Origin of the sequence: Rhizobium sp. BK181 (genome assembly GCF_014193305.1) — a bacterium.
Lineage (GTDB): Bacteria > Pseudomonadota > Alphaproteobacteria > Rhizobiales > Rhizobiaceae > Rhizobium.
In genome coordinates this window covers 174,992-193,307 of record NZ_JACHZA010000008.1, presented here as the reverse complement: position 1 = coordinate 193,307, position 18,316 = coordinate 174,992, and the positions used below count along the sequence as shown (strand labels likewise).

At 57.7% G+C, this 18,316-nt stretch carries 16 protein-coding genes; 8 read left to right on the top strand and 8 right to left on the bottom strand.

Annotation, left to right across the window (positions count from 1 at the left end; all coding sequences use genetic code 11):
- Positions 1-109: 109 nt before the first annotated feature.
- The gene (locus tag FHT77_RS19405; RefSeq protein WP_183756537.1) at positions 110-508 is read left to right on the top strand and encodes a response regulator; all 399 of its coding nucleotides are present in this window, start codon (positions 110-112) and stop codon (positions 506-508) included.
- Between the two features lie 35 nt (positions 509-543).
- Here the strand turns inward: FHT77_RS19405 and FHT77_RS19400 are convergent, their stop codons facing one another.
- The 4 genes from FHT77_RS19400 to FHT77_RS19385 form a co-directional block, all read right to left on the bottom strand.
- The gene (locus tag FHT77_RS19400) at positions 544-1,146 is read right to left on the bottom strand and encodes a HupE/UreJ family protein (protein ID WP_183756536.1); all 603 of its coding nucleotides are present in this window, start codon (positions 1,144-1,146) and stop codon (positions 544-546) included.
- A 110-nt stretch (positions 1,147-1,256) separates the two neighbouring features.
- Complete coding sequence (gene copD, locus FHT77_RS19395; RefSeq protein WP_183756535.1) at positions 1,257-2,132, bottom strand: copper homeostasis membrane protein CopD; 876 nt, start codon at positions 2,130-2,132, stop codon at positions 1,257-1,259.
- Positions 2,129-2,494: a copper homeostasis periplasmic binding protein CopC gene (gene copC / locus FHT77_RS19390; RefSeq protein WP_183756534.1), complete on the bottom strand. Its 366-nt coding sequence runs from the start codon at positions 2,492-2,494 to the stop codon at positions 2,129-2,131. Before copC ends, copD begins: the two co-directional genes overlap by 4 nt.
- A gap of 46 nt (positions 2,495-2,540) precedes the next feature.
- On the bottom strand, positions 2,541-3,059 hold the full coding sequence (locus tag FHT77_RS19385; protein ID WP_183756533.1) for a copper chaperone PCu(A)C: 519 nt from the start codon (positions 3,057-3,059) through the stop codon (positions 2,541-2,543).
- Positions 3,060-4,743: 1,684 nt separating this feature from the next.
- Between FHT77_RS19385 and FHT77_RS19380 the strand changes: the two genes are divergently transcribed.
- Complete coding sequence (locus tag FHT77_RS19380) at positions 4,744-5,496, top strand: hypothetical protein (RefSeq protein ID WP_183756532.1); 753 nt, start codon at positions 4,744-4,746, stop codon at positions 5,494-5,496.
- 43 nt (positions 5,497-5,539) lie between these two features.
- Entirely contained in the window at positions 5,540-7,051 is a 1,512-nt protein-coding gene (locus FHT77_RS19375) for a hypothetical protein (RefSeq protein WP_246719934.1), read from the top strand.
- 330 nt (positions 7,052-7,381) lie between these two features.
- Here the strand turns inward: FHT77_RS19375 and FHT77_RS19370 are convergent, their stop codons facing one another.
- A complete protein-coding gene (locus tag FHT77_RS19370; RefSeq protein WP_246712812.1) occupies positions 7,382-8,356 on the bottom strand; it encodes an O-antigen ligase family protein in 975 nt (324 codons plus the stop codon).
- 3 nt (positions 8,357-8,359) lie between these two features.
- Here FHT77_RS19370 and FHT77_RS31405 point away from each other — a divergent pair, with 3 nt between their 5' ends.
- Positions 8,360-8,632 carry a hypothetical protein gene (locus tag FHT77_RS31405; RefSeq protein ID WP_246712811.1) on the top strand — a complete coding sequence of 91 codons (273 nt, stop codon included), beginning with the start codon at positions 8,360-8,362 and terminating at the stop codon, positions 8,630-8,632.
- Positions 8,633-9,022: 390 nt separating this feature from the next.
- Here the strand turns inward: FHT77_RS31405 and FHT77_RS19365 are convergent, their stop codons facing one another.
- A complete protein-coding gene (locus tag FHT77_RS19365) occupies positions 9,023-9,952 on the bottom strand; it encodes a glycosyltransferase family 2 protein (protein WP_183756531.1) in 930 nt (309 codons plus the stop codon).
- Positions 9,953-10,210: 258 nt separating this feature from the next.
- Between FHT77_RS19365 and FHT77_RS19360 the strand changes: the two genes are divergently transcribed.
- Positions 10,211-11,434, top strand: a complete 1,224-nt coding sequence (locus FHT77_RS19360) for a glycosyltransferase family 4 protein (protein WP_183756530.1) — start codon at positions 10,211-10,213, stop codon at positions 11,432-11,434.
- Here the strand turns inward: FHT77_RS19360 and FHT77_RS19355 are convergent.
- Positions 11,413-12,357 carry a glycosyltransferase family 2 protein gene (locus FHT77_RS19355; RefSeq protein WP_183756529.1) on the bottom strand — a complete coding sequence of 315 codons (945 nt, stop codon included), beginning with the start codon at positions 12,355-12,357 and terminating at the stop codon, positions 11,413-11,415. The genes FHT77_RS19360 and FHT77_RS19355 overlap by 22 nt on opposite strands.
- A gap of 482 nt (positions 12,358-12,839) precedes the next feature.
- Here FHT77_RS19355 and FHT77_RS19350 point away from each other — a divergent pair, with 482 nt between their 5' ends.
- Genes FHT77_RS19350 through wecC form a run of 3 tightly spaced genes read left to right on the top strand, consistent with a single transcriptional unit; the run spans position 12,840 to position 16,143 of the window.
- Positions 12,840-14,078 (top strand): hypothetical protein, encoded by a 1,239-nt coding sequence (locus FHT77_RS19350; RefSeq protein ID WP_246712810.1) that lies wholly within the window; start codon positions 12,840-12,842, stop codon positions 14,076-14,078.
- The gene (locus tag FHT77_RS19345; RefSeq protein WP_210280964.1) at positions 14,079-14,840 is read left to right on the top strand and encodes a WecB/TagA/CpsF family glycosyltransferase; all 762 of its coding nucleotides are present in this window, start codon (positions 14,079-14,081) and stop codon (positions 14,838-14,840) included.
- A 43-nt stretch (positions 14,841-14,883) separates the two neighbouring features.
- The gene (wecC, locus tag FHT77_RS19340; RefSeq protein ID WP_183756527.1) at positions 14,884-16,143 is read left to right on the top strand and encodes a UDP-N-acetyl-D-mannosamine dehydrogenase; all 1,260 of its coding nucleotides are present in this window, start codon (positions 14,884-14,886) and stop codon (positions 16,141-16,143) included.
- Between the two features lie 842 nt (positions 16,144-16,985).
- On the opposite strand, the gene wecB is transcribed toward wecC, so the two are convergent.
- Positions 16,986-18,206 (bottom strand): non-hydrolyzing UDP-N-acetylglucosamine 2-epimerase, encoded by a 1,221-nt coding sequence (gene wecB / locus FHT77_RS19335; protein ID WP_183756526.1) that lies wholly within the window; start codon positions 18,204-18,206, stop codon positions 16,986-16,988.
- Between the last annotated feature and the right edge of the window lie 110 nt (positions 18,207-18,316).

The window sequence follows — 18,316 nt, the reverse complement described above, 5'->3', positions numbered from 1 at the left end:
TGCACCAACAGCTCTGCATTCCGGAACCATTTCGCCCTCGTCCCGTTTCCGAAAGGCCTGCCCAAGGCGGTCAAGTGGATGTGGATGTTTTGAGTTTAAAGGGGCACTTATGTTCGGCCGTGTGGAAAACAAGTTCACCGAAGACGGCGCACGCAAAGTCATGATCGTGGAAGACGAGTTCCTGATCGCGCTTGATCTGGAAGCGACCGTTACGGAAATGGGCCTCGATGTGGTTGGTCTCGCGCGAGACACCGAGCAGGCTCTATCGCTTGCGCCTAAGGCCGACATTGCGTTTGTGGACGTTAATCTTGCAGACGGCGCGACGGGGCCTGATATTGGTCAGCGTCTTGTCGACGAGTATGGCGTTACGGTTGTGTTCATGACGGGAAATCCCGAGATGGTCGAGGGTCGTGTCCGCGGCGCGCTCGGAGTCGTCAAAAAACCGGCGACACCGTCAATCGTGCAGAGGTCCCTACAGGAGGCACTCGAGGCGCGCCGCGTGGTATAGAGCTCGGATTGGCCGGGATCATTGTCGCCAAATTGTCAGATAATTCCGGTGAGCAGGCCGAAACCGGCCAGTGCTGCAATACTTCCGCCCGCGCGGGTGACAATCTTCCCGTGGCGCTCGGTTGCCTTGCCTACTAGCCAGCCCACCAGGATCCCAAGGCCGTGCAGTGTTGCGGTTGCCACCAAAAACCCGGCTGCATAGGCGATCCTGCCATCCGCTTCGGGCATCTCAAGGCCATGCGCATGTCCATGAAAGACTGCAAATAGACCAACGACGCCCGTCGCGACGGCAACCGGCGTCCGTACTCCGATTGCAATAGCGGCACCAAGCACGATGACGGACAGGGCGATGCCGGTTTCAACAAAGGGCACGGAGATCTTCGCTGCTCCAAGTGCGCCGCCGAGAGCCATCAACGACACAAAACCGGTCGGGACGGTGAATAGCGCACGACCGCCGAGCTGCCATGCGAGGATGCCGACCAGGACCATCGCGAGCACATGGTCAAGTCCCGTCACCGGATGAACGAAGCCATGAAAAAAACCGATCGTTTGGCCGTCGCCTGGATGGGCGAGGGCAAGCGAGGGAACAAGAACGCAAGCCGCGAGTGCAATGCTGAATCTTTTCGTTTTTGAAAACATTGTGTCCCCTATCAATGCAGCTTTGCCGGGAAAAATGGCACGGTGAACGGCAAGGATAAAGCTAAAAAAAAGTGCTGCCACCGTCATTTGACGTAGGTCTCTCGAGAAGCTCACGTCGGTTGCAACGTGCCGAAGACGGCAACAAGGCCAAGGACAAGGAAGCCGAAAGCGATTTCCGCAATGGTGGCCCACGTCAACCATCCCAGCGTCGCGCTCCGGCCGAGCCTCGGAACAAGGATATAGCGATTGTTGATCGCGATCCCGACCAGAAGGCAGACGATAAAGATCTTGATACCGAGGAGACGTTGATAGTCTATCTGCCAGTCCAATGGAGGGGCTTTGACGACAAGGATGGTGTTGGCGATACCTGTTGTGATCACCAGCCCGACGGCCACATGTCCCGCTGTCGAAAACCGTGTCAATGCAAGACGAGCGTCCTGCTGCCACATTGATTCACGAAGTTTAGGAAGGATAACCACGATGGCGGGAAGCGCACCGATCCAGGCGCCTCCCGACAGGAGATGAAGACCGTCGTTGATGCGGTGCAGGGGTCGTAGCCAGCCACTGTTCATGGCGGCGTGACCGGTCATCGTCGTGCTGATCAAAAGCAGTGCTGCACCGACGGCTACCGCGCGTCGCCCGACAAATGGCACCACGAACGACAGGAGCAGAAAGACGGTCGCGCAGGCCTGGCCAATCCAGGCCTGGCCAACGTTGGTCTCGCCTAGGATAGACTTAAGCATCTCCGGCTGAAACGCGTCGGCCCACCCCTCGCCAATCGTGGCAGCCTGCAGCGGAAGCGTCAGGGCGGTCGTGATGATGACCAGGAACAGTGCGAGCCGATACCAGGTGTGCAACTGCTGGCCCACCTGTGCAGACAATCCCGATGGAACGAACCAGCCGAGGTACGCGGACGCTCCCCACAAGAACATGGCAGAGCCATAAAGGGAAAAGCGGCACAGGATGAGCGCAGAGTCGGGAGTCACGGCTTGACCGTGAAGCTATAATTGCCGTTTGATTTGTGTCCGTCCGTCGAAAGAACATGCCAGTCCACCGAGTAGGCCCCTGGACCTAGCCGCTCCGAAAGTGGGACCTTTAGCGTCTTGCCTTCGTCGACGAGAACAGGATCGCCTGTTTTGACAGATGCCTTGCCGGGGCCGGTGACCTTTGCGCCCGAGAAATTGATGTTGAGTTCCTCGGAAAAATGCAAATCGATTTCCGCGGGCGCTGCCGCGACGGTTGCCTTGTCGGCGGGGAGGCTGTCAGTCAAATGGGCGTGTGCCAAAGCGCGGCCTGCAGTGAAGAGAAGCGCTACGAGCAACAGGGCTGTGAAACGAGAATGGGTCATTGAAATTCCCCTTGCTGAGACATTTTGAAACTCGCCGACAAGCACGCTATTGCGGCTTTGACATATCCATTCCGCCCATATCGTGATGACCGTCCGGAGAAGTCGACTTTACACCTCCAGCGTTTCCGACAGTGAATTCTACGTCGACGGAACCGGCCTTTTCGAAGGTCAGGGTCGCCTTGATCGTTTCGCCCTCCTTGAAAGGCTTAGCAACATCCATGAACATGACGTGAAAACCGCCCGGCTTGAGTTCTACCGTTTTGCCGGCTGGTATCGTCAATCCGTCAACAACCGGCCGCATTGTCATCACTCCATTGGCGACGCTCATCTGGTGGACCTCCGCCGTTGCCGCGCGTTCGGATGTAATGCTGACAAGCCTGTCATCGATAGAACCGGTGTTGGTAAGCTCAAGGTAACCGCCACCCACCTTTGCACCGGGCACCATGGCCCGCGCACGGGGGTGTCCGATATCGATGGCGCCCACCTTGACGTCATTGGCGGTAGCGACTGCAGCAAACAGGCCGGCAAAAGACAGGCTTGTTATGAGAATGATCAGCTTTTTCAAAATGTGTTCCTAGCAGAGGGATTCCTCGCAACGACGGAAAGCGACGGTCGGAAGAAAAACGCCCCTTGTGAGATGGAAATTGGATGCGGTTCGATCTACCAATGGCCGAACGGATATCCGCAGCGCAAATCGGCGCCTATTGTGCCAGGCATTGCGGATGAGCCGATTTGCCGGTTCAAGCAAATGCGGGCGGACCGGGTGGTGCCCTGGGCCCAGTGTTTGGCGATATGATCCGTCTGAAAGACACTTCAACGTCATAATGCCACAAAGCAAGGGTCGCGGCAGGAAGATGTTTGCTGCGATCATTGTCAGGAACCGGCAATAGAACCGAGGCGGCAATCCGGCAAGCTTCACAGCCATGCAATTGCTGCGCCGTATGCTTGTCCATCCCGGTTGCCTTGTGCGCTATGCAGATAACGGGAAGCGTGCCGTCAGGAAGGATATATTCTGCAAACTCGGCAGGAGCGAACGCCTCTTTTGCAAGGGATGGCGTTTGATGGGCGAAGCTGACAAGCAGCAGGGCGATTGCGCAGGTCATGCGCAACATCCATAGCATGATCATCGCCTTTCGTGCCTGCAACCGCCTCTCCTTCGCTGACGCGAATGCTTATAGGGAGCAAAGCAATAGATCTCAATGCGGCAATTTGAAAGGGGCTCGAAACGGATATAGCTCGCGTCGTCGCAAACACAAATCCGGTGTAGCGTGTTTGTGATATGGCCGGCTAGCTCCTGAACTGTTCGGAGGCGCAGACGGGCAACATAACTGGCTTGTCGCCGATGGCCTCGACCGTCGATGGTCGCTGCTTGTTCGCGTTGCAGTAAGCGCCTTCTCGGCCGCGCGTCGGGTCTTTGCCCGACCAGGCGTCGGTGTGCCTATCCGGCATGACAAATTGGTTCCGGTTACGACGAGACTTTATAATGGCGCGCCTGCGTACGCGTTTTACTTTTGTTCATCTTGCAGACGTGCTCTAGGTCAAATTGCGTAGCAGCGGATATATTGAACAAAACAATATAAATTGATCTATTTTACGAAGAGGAACTAGGCGCCGCCTCTCAAACAGAATTGCCACTGGAGAAAGCTTTCATCTCCTTTTTAAGGACAGTGATGGGTGCGATCTCTAAAAACAACGGTTCGCTAGAGAGCATGTCGATGCGCCGGTGACTATCACAAAAGTCGTCACCTAGAGTCCTTGGTAGAGGTTGATTGGGGAGGACCCTACAGCAACAATTGCGAAGGCAGTGACCGAGCCGTCGCAAGGTTAATAGAGCGGAGAACCGGGCAATGAAGGCAGTCAGATTCGGCCATCGCGTCATCGGATTTCTGGCGCGCAAATCGCGTAGAGCCGATGCCATTGGCAGCTGTCCGACGAACAGACCGAGGTTGAGCCGATCGTCATGGAACATCTTCCGACCGGTCAGGCTGCGCAATGCTGCGTGGGGGAGCATTGCCATGCTTATGTCGGCCACTTTATCAGCGTCTGGCGCCTCCCTTGCCGAGGGCAAAGATGACGTGTGCGGCGGCTCGTCACCATGCCTGCCCGCCCCCGAACAGACGCATTGCGCCGAGCGCCCATCTGTATGCGGCTATCCCGATGAGACTAATACCGGGCCTGCACGCGGAACCGTCCTCCGACGGGTGCCGCAAGATGTGTCGTCAGGCCCAGGATGGGCGTGGGAGCCGAACATGGGCAGGCTACGCGTCACGGGGCCGGGAGCAACGATCGAAGCCGTCGAAGTGCATGGACAGGTCGTCATCGACGCACCGAATGTCACACTGCGTGACAGTAAGATAGTCGCGTGCGACACAGATTCCATCGTTGCCGTCCGTGCCGGTCGCCCCGCAGATGGCTATGACGCCGACGACGCGCGTATCGAGAATAATCTCCTGGGATGCGATGGCGCGGCAGATCAGCGGGCTAGCCGCGGCGTAAGCGATGTTTATGGCAGTGCAAGGGGCCTGATCGTTCGCGGAAACAATATCTGGAACGTGTCCAACGGTATTACGATCGAGCGCGAGGGCCTAGTACAGGGAAATTTCGTGCGCGATCTTGGCCACAAGGCGGGCGACCATCATTCGGGCATCTCCAATCATGGCGGAGCGACCGATGTTATCTTCGACCACAATACGGTTCTGCTTTCTCAGGAGGGCGTTTCAGCTCCGATCGTTGTCTATTCGGATTTCGCCCCGGCGCGCAACGTGACGATTACACGCAATCTTGTTTCGGGCGGTTCCTACTGCGTGTACGGTGGCGAATCCGGGGCATTCGCGCCCAGTAGTGGCCACATCCGGATCATTGGCAACCGTTTTTCAAAAATCTACGGCCACAATGGCCATTGCGGAATTTACGGTCAGATCGCGACGTTCGCTCCAACCAACCGCAGTGACTGGGCCGGCAATGCCTGGGACGAGGATCTTCGCCCCTTGAGCGGCGAGTAGTTCCCAGTCCAAAGCAAAATAGGAAGTCAAGCTGACTAGCAAAATGATGATTGGAACCAGCCACATGTTTCCCCTCCCTGATTTCCAAGGACAGTTCATTGTTTCGCGGGGCGACTGCCCGACGGCTGCGAGTGCCACGCGCCACTGTCTAGAAACGCTATGCGTTGACGTCTTTGAACCACTGAACAGGGTTGAGGTGCTGGATGCTTCCGGCCGCTCAATAGGACTTTTTCTAGGAACCGTCATCGATACCGACGCGGAGGAAATTCTCACGTCCTCCATACGGTTGGACGATTCACTGGATCAGATCAACGATATCGACCAGTGGGTTGAGGAACAGATCTACCGGCTAGCGGGCAGTTTTGTCTTCGTACTCGATACAACCTCTGCGCAACGTATCTATCTCGATGCGAACGGCAGCAATTCCCTGGTTTACGACCCTCAAACCAAAACTGCAGCCGCCACGACCGCTTTGCTTCTCGACCCAGCAGCCTACCGCCAACGGTTCGATAACGAGCTGTATCGAGGATTGACCGTTGATGAGGATGGCTGGTTTCCAGCAGGACTGACTGCACATACCGGCATCAGACGCCTAATGTGCAACCACTATCTTGATATGGAAACTATGCAGACGGTGCGGCATTGGCCTGCCGGCAAGATTGAGGAAGCCAAGAATCTCTCAGAACCGGTCGCCTTGATAGTGGATAAAGTCGAACGCACAATACGGGCAATCCAGCGGACCGGACTTGGGACAATGGCTCTTACAGCGGGCAACGAGACGCGGCTTCTTCTCGGCTGTTGCCGTAGTTTTGCCGGAGATATTGACTTCGTCACAGTCAAGGCCCCGGGTGCGGAACTGGACGTCACGCGCTCGAGGGAACTAGCAAGGCGCTTCGACTTGAAGCATCGCCTGCTCGAATATGTAGAAGCGGACGCGAATGGAGCGAGAGCTTGGCAGATGCGCGTCGGCCATTGCATCACCGGCTCCAATATGACGATGCATCCAAGCGTAGAGCCACTGAACGGCAGGATATTCATCGGAGGCCTCGGCGGCGAGATAGGCCGCGGCTTCCTTTGGTTGAATTCAGAACAAGGAATAGCCATTGATGCGCCTGGCATCGTGTCGAGGCTGAAGCTTCCGCAGCATCCTTTGTTACTTAAGGAGGTGCAGCGTTGGCTCGAACCGCTCAGGCACTATGACAGCCTCTTCCTGTTAGATCTTGCCTATATGGAACTCCGTATGAGTTGCTGGGCTTTCTCGCAGTCGTACGCTGCGCCGCGGATAGTCGAGGTGAACCCGCTTGTTTCAAGAGATATCTATATGGCGATGCTGTCTGTGCCACCATCCCTCAGACGCAACAACGGCCTCATAGTGCAGGGGATCCAACAAACGTGGCCGGAATTGCTATCGCTTCCAATAAATCGCTATGGCGATTGGCGCGACAGGGCGAGGATAGCGCGTAACGCAATGGCATCTCCGAATCGGGCGATTCGGAAAATTCGACAGCTGACCTCAGTCAAACTCGGCCGCATGCTCGCACGCCGCGCCGAGTAGGCAACGCTGCGCAACCTGGGGACGGAGTGTATAGAGGGCGGCGGCCATGTCGACATCGCGGTCCACGGGCACAGGACCCATCCGTGCTGACAGCCTCAATGGCCGGCATTCGGCAATGACCCTATGCCGCCGCCATTCATGACCGCGAACGCAAAATCCCTGTGACTGTGCCTGTGTCACACGCGAGCCAAGTTCCGAAGAGATCGCCGCGACAATCTGTACTTCATCTCGTTGCCGAACCGTCGCCACCGGCCGCTATCGACAAGCTCAAGCCGTCCCATTCCTCCCTGTTCCGTTTCGATAGGTAAAGTCAACGCCAGTCGACGGTGCCTACAAAAGGCCGCCCGACTCGGTTGCGTACGGGCGTGATGACAGGCGGCCGGAAGGTCGACGGTTCGGAATGGCGCCAGGCCCGTCGCGGCTTGCTTTGCGATGCTGGTTGCCGGCATCGAGAAGCCAGCTGCCGCTTCCCAGGAAAAACAAGAAAAGCACGTAGGTGGCGTTCCAGAAATGCACAGTCCAACCAACGAGGAAATAACCGCTCATGACAGCCAGATAGGCCGTGCGATACTGGACGAGCTGTGGCTCGAGACCGCGCTTGAAAGCAACCGGAATGACCATCATGAAGAAGGCCAATATCATCAGCAGACCGGCAGGGATGCCGAACAGGACGGCATGATAAAGCCAGAACATGTCGATGCTGTTTGGCATCCATTCCGGTCGGTCCCATCTGTTGAAGCCCACCCCGAAGAGCGGATGATTGAGGGCTGAACCGGATCCGAAGTGCCATATCAGGGTACGATAGTTAGCCGAGGCCGCATCAAAGGTGAAATGGGTCATTAGAAATTCTGGGACCGACTGGTTGGAGACCAGCGAGATCATCCCGTACATTGCAAGGAGAAGGATCCAGAGCACGCGCCAGCGCTTCGGATAAGCGTTGAAAACCCGGTCCCAGAACAAGATGAGAATCTGAACCATAAGGGCGGTTATCGGGCCTGAAGATAGCGAAAGAGCTGCGGTCACGAGCACAACTGCGGTCGCACCCCAGCGCTGCACGGGTGACGCTTTCTCGCATACAACGAGGTGGACGAGGGCGAGGATGGCGCCGCAGGTTACGCCGAACAGTATCGGGTGTTCGAAGACGCTTTGCACGCGCCGCAACCCCCAGCGCGGAATGTTTTCCGCAACGACGTGAGTCGGGAAAAGTTTCGAAAAGACATCCAGCGATATGTTCGTGTTCGACACGGACTCAATGATCGCGAGGGGAAAGATCATGACGATGATCCAGAATAGCAGGCGGGACATCGCATGGAACTGCTCGGGCGTACGGATGAAGCACCGTCCCAAAAAATAGGCTCCGGCGGTTTCGACGGTCATCGTTCCGGCGGGCTGAAGGGCAGCATCTACGCCATGCACGACGGACAGGCTGATGAAACACCACAGACAATAAAAGCATATGGAAATGTCGGCGGCGCGAATGGTGCCTGCTCGACCGGTCAACCACATGAAGATGCAGGGCACCGCAGCAAGAATCAACACAAGCCGGTACGGAGAAATCCAGACGGAGCCGATCTGCCATAGCCAAGGAAGGAATGCACAAATGATGAAAGCCTTAACGGCCAATGCCAGCCGGGTGGTGGGCGCAGCGGCAGTCTCTCGCCGGCGAAGCGTTTGGCGCGAAAGGGGGGCAGGGCCGTCCTCAAGGATGGCGGTGTCCGTATTTACCCTTGTTCTGGCTGAAGCCCTCATAATAAACCGCAGTCTGGATTGCTGATATTTCACTTTGATATCACGGTCGCAGATCTCTAGCGCACTACACACTAAGGATTAGGAGGGCACTTGGAGCGCCAGGTCCGCGATCCAATCGCCACCGCGTTTATCAGAACCACGTCGAGCGAGTTTCCCACCCCCGAAAAAGGACTGTGCGTTGACATGGAATCTCCTTTGCCTGATCCCGCGTCGCGTTGTGACCTACGACCACACTAGCAAGGATTGGACCCGCCGCGTTGTCGTCCTGCAAGCCCTTCTCAAGAAACCTGTTCCGAGTAAAAGGCTATGAGCCGGATGATCCTTGAGACCGGCCAGCAGGAACTTCATGGCCCACCTGGGCTTGCCGACTTTGTAGAACGTGATGGCAAGATCGATGAGCATCCACGACCGCTGGTTTTTCCGAAGCGACAGGACCGCCCTATGCTTTCGCAAGATACGGAGCATACCGATCATCTGCTTGCGCGGATTGGAGGAAATGCTGTCTGCTGAAGCAAAGCCAAGAACGACCGGCTCGATATCCTCGTAAACCGTCGTGTGTTGGACGAGCCTGATCGCGAATTCCCAATCCTCGTTGGCGCGAGCGCAGCTATCAAACCAAGCGGTGTACGGCAGGCAGTCACGCCGAAAAAGTGCGTTCTGCACACTAATTCGGTTTTCCGTCAGGAGATGGCTCAGTTGATCTTCGTCCACGCGCAGGCATGTTTCTGGTTGCGGTGCGTATGCGACGCGTCCTGGGCCATAGTTGAAGCGGGCGTCCCGGCCGTAAACGATCTTTGCGCCCGTGAGGGCGCCAACATGATGCGGCATACCCGAGAGCAGTGTTACCTGTTTCATGAGCTTTCCGGGCAGCCAGAGATCGTCACTGTCCTGGAAGGCAATGAAACGTCCTTTGGCTTCCATAAGCCCGGTGTTGCGGGCGGCCGCTGCCCCCCCATTGATCGACCGGCGTACATAGCGCAGCCGGGGGTCGTCGATCGCCTTGATGACCCCTTCCACATCTTCTCGCGAACCATCGTCAACGATGATCAGCTCGAAGTTGGTATAGGATTGTGAAAGAACACTTGCGATAGCTGCTGGGAGGCTGTGCGTCCGATTGTAGGTAGGTAGTATGACGGAAACCTCAGCAGTCATCGTGGCCCTCCGGGCGCATACTCTTTCATCGCTTCGATAGTGTCATGATTATACAATCTCGAATCTGTCGAAAAGACAGACCAAAGCGGACTATGCCCTATCCTTTAGAGGAACTGCTGTCTCGGCACAGGGTGATGGAAAGAGGGCGTACATAGACCACACCAAAGGTGGCATTGTCTCTGATCAAGCCCGCATCCATACTGCTTTACTAAATCCTCGTTGAAGGGATCTCGACGGTTAAGCAAGGGAATAAATGACGTGGCGAAGATTGTGCTTGTAGCGCCAACGTGCAACGGGGAAGATGTTGGCGAGGCATGGGTGGCGTCTCAATGGGCGCGAAGGCTTTCCGAGCGTCACGATGTAACACTGCTGACGTATTTCAAACGCGGAGCCAGGCCCGCCAGCGAGCAAATGACCGGCATAAGGGTCATCGAGTGGCAGGAGCCGCCATTGCTTGGCCGAGCGGAGCGATTGAACAGTCTCATGAAACCAGGCTACGTGCCCTTCTACATCAGGGCCCGCCGATGGCTGATCTCAGCGCTAGAGAGGGGAGAACGCTTCGACATCGTTCATCAACCAGTCCCGGTTGCCATGCGCTACCCGTCACCTGCGGCGAAGCTGGGGCTGCCGCTGATCATCGGTCCGGTTGGTGGCGGTTTGTCAACGCCAGCGGGCTTTGCTGCGGACGAGGCGTCCAGCCCTTGGTTCATGAAGCTTCGGCATCTGGACCGTATGCGGTTACGCTGGGACCCAATGTTGCGCGCCAGCTTCCAAAGCGCCGATTGTGTCCTCGGCATCGCCAGCTATGTACGTGAACAACTTGCCGGGATTCCGTTGCAACGTTTCGAGGTGATGAGCGAGACCGGCCTTGACGGCATCCCGGCGCCCATCGACAGATCAGCGCGACCTAATCCGATAAAGCTGATCTATGTCGGCCGCCTCGTGCGAACCAAGGGCGCGCGCGACATCATTCGCTCCATGAACTTGATTCGCGATTTGCCTGTTGAGCTCGATATCGTCGGAGAAGGTCCGGAGCGGTCTGAGTGCGAACGGCTCATCGCCGAACTCCATCTAGGCGACCGTGTGCGGTTGCACGGCTGGCGGCGGAAGGAAGAGTTGCCGGAGCTTTACCGTAAGGCCGATATCTTCGTCTTTCCGAGCTATCGAGAACCGGGCGGGAACGTGGCGTTGGAGGCTATGGCGTTCTCATTGCCGTTGATCGTCGTCGATCGCGGCGGGCCGGGAAGTGCCGTGTCTTCCGGCTGTGCGATTAAGCTTCAGGTCACGACACCGGATGCTCTGGCTATTGATATCGCTGCGGCCATCCGAAAACTGACCGTGGATCAAGATCTGCGAAACAGGATGGGGGCGGCTGCCTACGCGCATGTGGGCCAGACTGCACTCTGGTCGGCAAAGCTCGACCGGATGGACGCAATTTACGCCGATCTTATCAACGCGTCTCAACGCGCCGGCGCGCTTTGAGGCCCCGCGGCCGAGAAGAGTGCGGCGTATAAGGCTGCCCGATGTCCGGGGCCAAGCGTCATGCGCATCGTCTCGCCGACGATGATGCCGAGGCGGAAAAACAAGGTGGCGAAGGCACTGTGATGCCGACGGAAGTAGCGTATGCGATTGGACGTCATAAGCCCTGAAAGATAGGCGTTCTGGTGATACTCGCCGCCGGAATGTGCTACGCAGGCATCGGCCACATACGCGACCTCCATTCCGGCACTCCGCACCCTTTCCATGTAGTCGACCTCCTCGCTGTAGAGAAAGAAGGTTTCGTCCCAGGAGCCGACTGTTTTGCGCGCCTTGGCTGAAATCGCCAGGGCTGCACCGGTCGCCCAGTCGACTGCGCCGCCGCGTCTGTAAAGATCGGGTGAAGCAACGATTTCGCCGAGACCGAGTTTGGCTGCCAGCTTCGTTCCGAGGAGTGCGTCCGACCAGATCGTGAGGAGAGACGGCTCGCGCCTCACTGAATGGGCAACTGTTCCATCATCGTTGAGGAGTTTCGGGGCAACTACGCCGATCGCATCATCCGAAAGCCGCCGGGAGAGAGTGCGAACACAGCCCGCCTGCAACCGAATATCCGGATTGAGGACCAGGACATCGATCTCTGGGGCAATTGTCGCGACAGCAACGTTGATCCCACCTGCATAGCCGGCATTTTTACCCGTTTCTATCACCGTCGCGCCGATTGGATGCGCCTGCGCCAAGGCGACGGAATCGTCGTGAGAAGCATTGTCGACGATAATAATCTCATATCGATCTGTGCCTTCAAGGCCGCTCGCAAGAGAATCGAGCATTCCCGGTAGAACTCCGGCGCTGTTGTAGGTGACGACTACGAGAGCAATCCCCGCATTGGTGCTGAAGCATGGTTCAGCACCAAGCGGGACCTTTTTCGACATCGCATCCATTTGCCTTTTCTCACTTTCGTTGCGATTTGGCTGCGGGTAGGATGCCGCCACATTGTCCAAAGATGGCCTCTGATGAAAGACTGTCGAGAGAGGTAGGGATACGAGACGCAGACAGGCGCCGTCATCCTGAAAGGCTAGTCGGGCTTTAGAAAAGATCATCCTATTGGCGAATGAGAAGATAGTCCTCACCCGATCGGGACTACGGCTTTAAGCCTTTGCCATGAGGATTAGGTCGCATACCCGTTTAGTATAGCACCTCCAATTGGTGCATTCATCGGTTTCGACCCTACTCACTTGCGGCATTCCGTAAGTCTTTGAGAGCGGTGGTTAGGGCGATCGAATTTTCTAATATGATTTTATTGCAGCTGGCGTTTCGCGCATTGAGGCGGAGAAACCGTTCGGTTGTCCACTTCTATCGTTCAGGGTTTTCTATGGCCAATGATGTTCATGATAGCCGAGGGTCGAACGGGGGAATGCCCGGAGGGTTCGCAGAGCGCCATGCAGCCGGCGGCATCAATGCCGCGGACATGCGCTTGCAGGCGCTCGCCGCCACATCCTTATCAGCCAGCAGCAGGCTGGATCCGCTTCTGCAGCTTGCTTTAGCTGGTTTGCCGGCCATGCACCGCAACGGCATTTTCGGGCACACATTGCGCGGTCAGCATTCGACATCAGGGTGGAACACGCGGCTGGAAGGGGAAAGCATTCGCTATGCAGCGATGGTCGCACTCGGCCTTTCGCGCGTGAGCGACGAGGTTCAGCGGCAAGTGCTCGGTTTCGGCAATGCTGCAGATCTCGCCAAGATGACCGCGCAGCGTGCCGAGTCGTCGCAGGACATCGGTGCGTTGGCGGTCGCGACATGGGCAACAGTCGAGATCTCCGGCGACCGGCCCTCCGCTCTCTTTCTCAAGCTCCGGGACTACCTCGCGGCCGACGTTCCCATCGCGACGGTCGCGTGCTCCTGGGCCTTAACAGCCGCTGTCGCGGCGTGGGGATGGGGACCGGCAATTGAGGTGGCGCATCTGGCCCGCAGGAAGCTTCTCTCGGGTTGGTCGGGCTCGGGGATCTTTCCGCACGTGCTGCCGTCCACCTCAGCCGGTTGGCTGCGCGGTCATATCGGGTCCTTCGCCGACCAGGTTTATCCGATCCAGGCGCTGGCGCGCTTTCACGTCGTGACGAACAATAGGGAAGCGCTCACGATCGCGGAAACCTGTGCGGAGACAATATGCGCTCATCAAGGCCCGCAAGGACAGTGGTGGTGGCATTATGATGCGCGGACGGGCCAGGTCACGGAAGGCTATCCCGTCTACAGCGTGCACCAGCATGCGATGGCGCCCATGGTCCTGCATGAACTCCATCAAGCCGGCGGCAAGGACCGTCTCTCGGCGATCGTCAAGGGTCTCCACTGGATCTATGAACATCCGGAAACGTCTGCGGAGCTGATAGATGCCGAACGAGGGGTGATCTGGCGGAAAGTGGCACGGCGCGAGCCGGGCAAGGCCGTTCGCGGGGCGGCCGCGATGACGACTGCCGTTTTCCCGGCCTTATGGTCTCCGAAACTCGTCAATTACATCTTTCCGCCGATCCGTGTCGACCACGAGTGCCGCCCCTACGAGTTGGGCTGGCTGCTCTACGCTTGGCTTTCAAGCGATGTCATCACCCAGCTTGCGTTGGAAGCAAGCACCGAAAACAACCAAAAGGCTCGGGAGGGCTGAATGTCGGGCAGTCGGCAACTCTTATTCGGAATGTATCTAGACGCAATGCGCATGGACGAGGTCATCGACAAGTGCCGCGCGGCACTCAACACGCGCAGTCGACTGATGCTCGGCGTCGTTAACGCAGCCAAGATCGTCAATCTTCGCAAGGACACGCAACTGAGGGATTCCCTGATTGAATGTGACCTTCTGCTTGCTGACGGCCAGTCAGTGGTTTGGGCGAGCAAGCTCTTTCGGCGCCCGCTTCCCGAGCGGGTGGCCGGGATCGACATATTCCAGCGGTTGCTCCGGCTGGCCAACGATGAGGAACGCTCCATCGCGCTTCTCGGCGCGCGGCCCGAAGTACTCAGCAAGTTGGAAAAGGTCATCGCCGAACGTTTCCCTGAAGCGAGAATCGTATTCAGCCGTAACGGGTATTTCGGAGCGGGCGAGTCGGCCGAAATCGCCGCGGGAATTCGCGACTCCGCCGCTGACATATTGTTCATCGGCATGACTTCGCCGCTGAAGGAGATCTTTCTTGCCACTCATGCCGCCTCTCTCGGTGTCCCGATTCTGCATGGCGTGGGCGGTTCCTTTGACGTGATGGCGGGCCTCACGCGTCGCGCACCGCTCGGGTGGCAGAAGGTCGGCATGGAATGGGCCTATCGCGTGTTGCTGGAGCCACGGCGCCTCTGGTGGCGTTATCTGTCGACAAATACACGCTTCATTCAATTGACGGCCGTGGAGGCCATTCGTCCGGCCCGCGCCTTTCGGCACAGCTAATACGGACTCTAGCGACATTGGTGTTTTAAAGGGGTAGGGGTTTATGAGCGAAGTTTTCAAGGGCCGGCTGGCAATCCTGGGATTGGGCTACATCGGCCTGCCGACTGCTGTGGCAATCGCCACCCGGGGCGTCGATGTCGTCGGCGTGGACATAAACCCGGCGATCGTCGCGGCCGTATCGCGGGGAGAGGTGCCATTCACCGAACCCGATCTCGCCGTGGCTGTGAGCGGCGCCGTGGCGATGGGTCGACTGACCGCCACCTCTGAACTCCCAGAGGCCGACGCCTTTATCATTGCCGTACCCACTCCCTTCAACGAGGATCGCTCGGCAAACTTGTCTTTCGTCAAAGCGGCGGCGGAACAGATCGCCTCTCGGCTCAAAGTCGGAAACATCGTCGTGCTGGAGTCTACCTCACCCCCCGGGACGACCGAGCAGGTATGCAGATGGATTTCGGCGCTCCGGCCGGATCTAAGGATGCCGCTTGACGGCGAGAACGGCGCGGACGTCTACATCGCACATTGCCCCGAGCGTGTGCTGCCGGGCCGCATCATGATTGAGATTGTCACGAACGATCGGGTCGTTGGTGGTCTCACGCCCAAATGCGCCGAAAAGGCGGCTTCGATATACCGTCTGTTCGCGCAGGGCGAAATCCTGCTGACGGATGCCGCAAGCGCCGAAATGGCGAAGCTGGTCGAGAACGCCTACAGGGACGTGAACCTTGCATTTGCAAACGAGATTTCGCTTGTTTGCGAAACATTGCATATCGATGCCTGGGAGGTTATCCGGCTCGCCAACAGGCACCCGAGGGTCAACATCCTTAATCCGGGGCCCGGCGTCGGTGGACATTGCATTCCAGTCGATCCCTGGTTCATTGTTGGTGCAGCGCCCGAGCAGGCCCGACTTATACGGACAGCGCGAGAAGTGAACGACCAGCGGCCGCATCATGTAGCGGGTCAGGTTGTAGAAAAAGCCCAAAGGTTCCGTTCACCGAAGATCGCCTGTCTGGGCCTTACCTTCAAGGCCAATGTGGACGATGTCCGAGAGAGCCCCGCCATCGAGGTGGTCGATCTTATCGCAAAGTCTCTTCCCGAGGTGGAGGTGATTGTGGCTGATCCCTATGTTGACAAGCTTCCCAAGGAGTTGTCCGGCCGTGACAACTTGCGTCTCGAGGGAGCACATTCGGCTGTCGAAAACGCGGACATCGTGGTGCTCCTGGTCGAGCACGATCCATTCAAAACGATCCGCCATACTCGGCTTGGAGGCAAAGTCGTCTACGACACGCGTGGCGCATGGCGCCAATAGGGGCGAGTGCCGCCAACCGATGCGGACGAAGAGATCCTGACAGCAGCCCAGCAAGGCAAACCACAGCCTCAGCTGATCGCGCGCATCATCTGGCGCTTGCGGTCGGAGTAAATGTGATGCTGCGGGCTTCCATGCCGCCGCCGGCGTATATGGCAAGCAATCGTGTCTCGACGTGGCGTGACCGCCCGCGAATGACCATCTCCCAAATACGGACCTGCTTCAGCATGCGAACCAGTTGAGCTTGCCATCGCGTCGCACGTCGGGCAAGCCTCGCGGATCTGCCCGACGATTCTTGACCGCGCCGGCGCTGGAATCGATGGTGGAGCAGCAGCTTGGCGGGCAGAGCAGCAAATAGCAGTAACAAGATCTTTAGTCCTGATCGCCGTGCAATGAGCTATGCGGGTTGTCGAGGTCGCGGACGATGTCGCCAGGCGGTTTGGTATTGGGCCCCCAGGGAACAGGTGAAGGCCTACAATTGCTAGCCTCTTGGGGCCCGATGCTAAGGTGGCACATCGGCTCGCCAGCGGGCGCATGTGCAGACTATTCAACGTGGACTTGCCTGCAAACAACGCGAACAATTTTTCGACAGAAGCATAGCATTGGGTCGTGCGTAGCTTGTCCCGATGATCGACATCCTCCATCACGGTACGCTCTGCCAAACAAGCGTGCGGATCACGCCAGTCGACAAAACACGCGGCGATCCGATCGACTTCCATGGACACGTGGCGGAGTTCGGGTTGATCCAACGCCGTCGAAGCCAGCCATGGCTGTGTGGACGTCAAGGCGTTGAAACTTAATTGGTCACAGCGACAGTGTCGGAGTCTGCTGTCTTTTGTAAATGGCTAGGCGGTTAGCGGTTCTCCAAAAGGCCGATTAGCAGGGATTTGCTGTGCTGCGGCTGGCGTTCTTCGCCTGCGGGAGCGTAGAGCGGGCAGCATCGCGCCGAATTCCACTGGCCGCTCGGCGTGGCCAAAGAAATGTTCGATGGCGCACACCGCACGCTCTGATGCGCGTCCGTCGCCATAGGGGTTGACCGCCCGGGCCATTGATTGATACGCGCTCCGGTTCGTCAGCAGGGTCGCGACATTGGTAACGATTGCGTCTTCGTCCGTCCCTACCAGACGAACCGTGCCAGCCTCGACGGCTTCTGGCCGCTCCGTCGTGTCGCGCATCACCAGTACCGGCTTGCCGAGAGAAGGCGCTTCCTCCTGCACGCCACCGCTGTCAGTCAAAACGATAGAGCAATCGCGCATCGCCCGAACAAAGTCGGAGTAGTCGAGAGGCTGCGTGACCGTGACGTTGCCGAGGCCTTCGAGCGGTGGCAGAAGGACAGATCGCACGGCCGGGTTAAGGTGTGCAGGCAGGAGGAAGTTGACGGTTGGAAACATTCGGGCAAGGCGGGCGATGGCGCCTGCAGTGCGTTTCATGGGCTCGCCCCAGGATTCGCGTCGATGGGTAGTGATGAGAACGGTTCGCTTGAGTCCAAAGTCGCCGTTTTCGATGGGGGTGTTTCGTCCCGACACCTGAAGGAGAGCATCGATCACGGTGTTGCCGGTGACCACAATCTCGTTTTCGGGCACGCCATCGTTGAGGAGGTTTTGCTTCGACACCCTGGTCGGCGCGAGGTGAAGCGTGGCAAGCCGAGTGGTCAGGCGACGGTTAATCTCTTCCGGGAAGGGATTGGTGTCATCCCCAGACCGCAAGCCTGCCTCGAGATGGATGAGCGGAATTCTTTGATAGAAGGAAGCAAGGCCTGCTGCAAAACAGGAAGTCGTGTCACCCTGAACCAGAAGTGCGTCCGGCCGCTCCGCATCGATCACCGCGGATACACCCGTAAGTACACGGGAGGTGATCGTTTCGAGCGTCTGGGATTGGGTAATGATGTTGAGGTCGTGGTGAGGCTCGATTCCGAAAAGACGGTTCACCTGATCAAGCATCTCGCGATGCTGACCGGTTACGGCCACGATGGGGCGGCAGAAGGCAGAGCGGCCAAGGGCATCTATTAGCGGCGCCATTTTAATGGCTTCAGGGCGTGTGCCATACACGATCAAAATTTTCCGCATAAACTTTTCCTTCTTTTCGTGAAAAGTGAGCAGGTCGCAGCGTCTTTCTGAGGCCCGCCCGCTCTCGGTCGTATTGGCACATGATCAGGCGATCGCGGGCGGGTGTATAG

Coding starts and splice junctions, on each gene's coding strand:
- wecC (WP_183756527.1), top strand. CDS start 14,884: ATGAGCGAAGTTTTCAAGGGCCGGCTGGCAATCCTGGGATTGGGCTAC.
- FHT77_RS19365 (WP_183756531.1), bottom strand. CDS start 9,952: ATGACTGCTGAGGTTTCCGTCATACTACCTACCTACAATCGGACGCAC.
- FHT77_RS19380 (WP_183756532.1), top strand. CDS start 4,744: ATGGGCAGGCTACGCGTCACGGGGCCGGGAGCAACGATCGAAGCCGTC.
- wecB (WP_183756526.1), bottom strand. CDS start 18,206: ATGCGGAAAATTTTGATCGTGTATGGCACACGCCCTGAAGCCATTAAA.
- FHT77_RS19375 (WP_246719934.1), top strand. CDS start 5,540: ATGATGATTGGAACCAGCCACATGTTTCCCCTCCCTGATTTCCAAGGA.
- FHT77_RS19405 (WP_183756537.1), top strand. CDS start 110: ATGTTCGGCCGTGTGGAAAACAAGTTCACCGAAGACGGCGCACGCAAA.
- FHT77_RS31405 (WP_246712811.1), top strand. CDS start 8,360: ATGGAACTGCTCGGGCGTACGGATGAAGCACCGTCCCAAAAAATAGGC.
- FHT77_RS19370 (WP_246712812.1), bottom strand. CDS start 8,356: ATGTCCCGCCTGCTATTCTGGATCATCGTCATGATCTTTCCCCTCGCG.
- FHT77_RS19355 (WP_183756529.1), bottom strand. CDS start 12,357: ATGTCGAAAAAGGTCCCGCTTGGTGCTGAACCATGCTTCAGCACCAAT.
- FHT77_RS19400 (WP_183756536.1), bottom strand. CDS start 1,146: ATGTTTTCAAAAACGAAAAGATTCAGCATTGCACTCGCGGCTTGCGTT.
- FHT77_RS19350 (WP_246712810.1), top strand. CDS start 12,840: ATGCCCGGAGGGTTCGCAGAGCGCCATGCAGCCGGCGGCATCAATGCC.
- copC (WP_183756534.1), bottom strand. CDS start 2,494: ATGACCCATTCTCGTTTCACAGCCCTGTTGCTCGTAGCGCTTCTCTTC.
- FHT77_RS19345 (WP_210280964.1), top strand. CDS start 14,079: ATGTCGGGCAGTCGGCAACTCTTATTCGGAATGTATCTAGACGCAATG.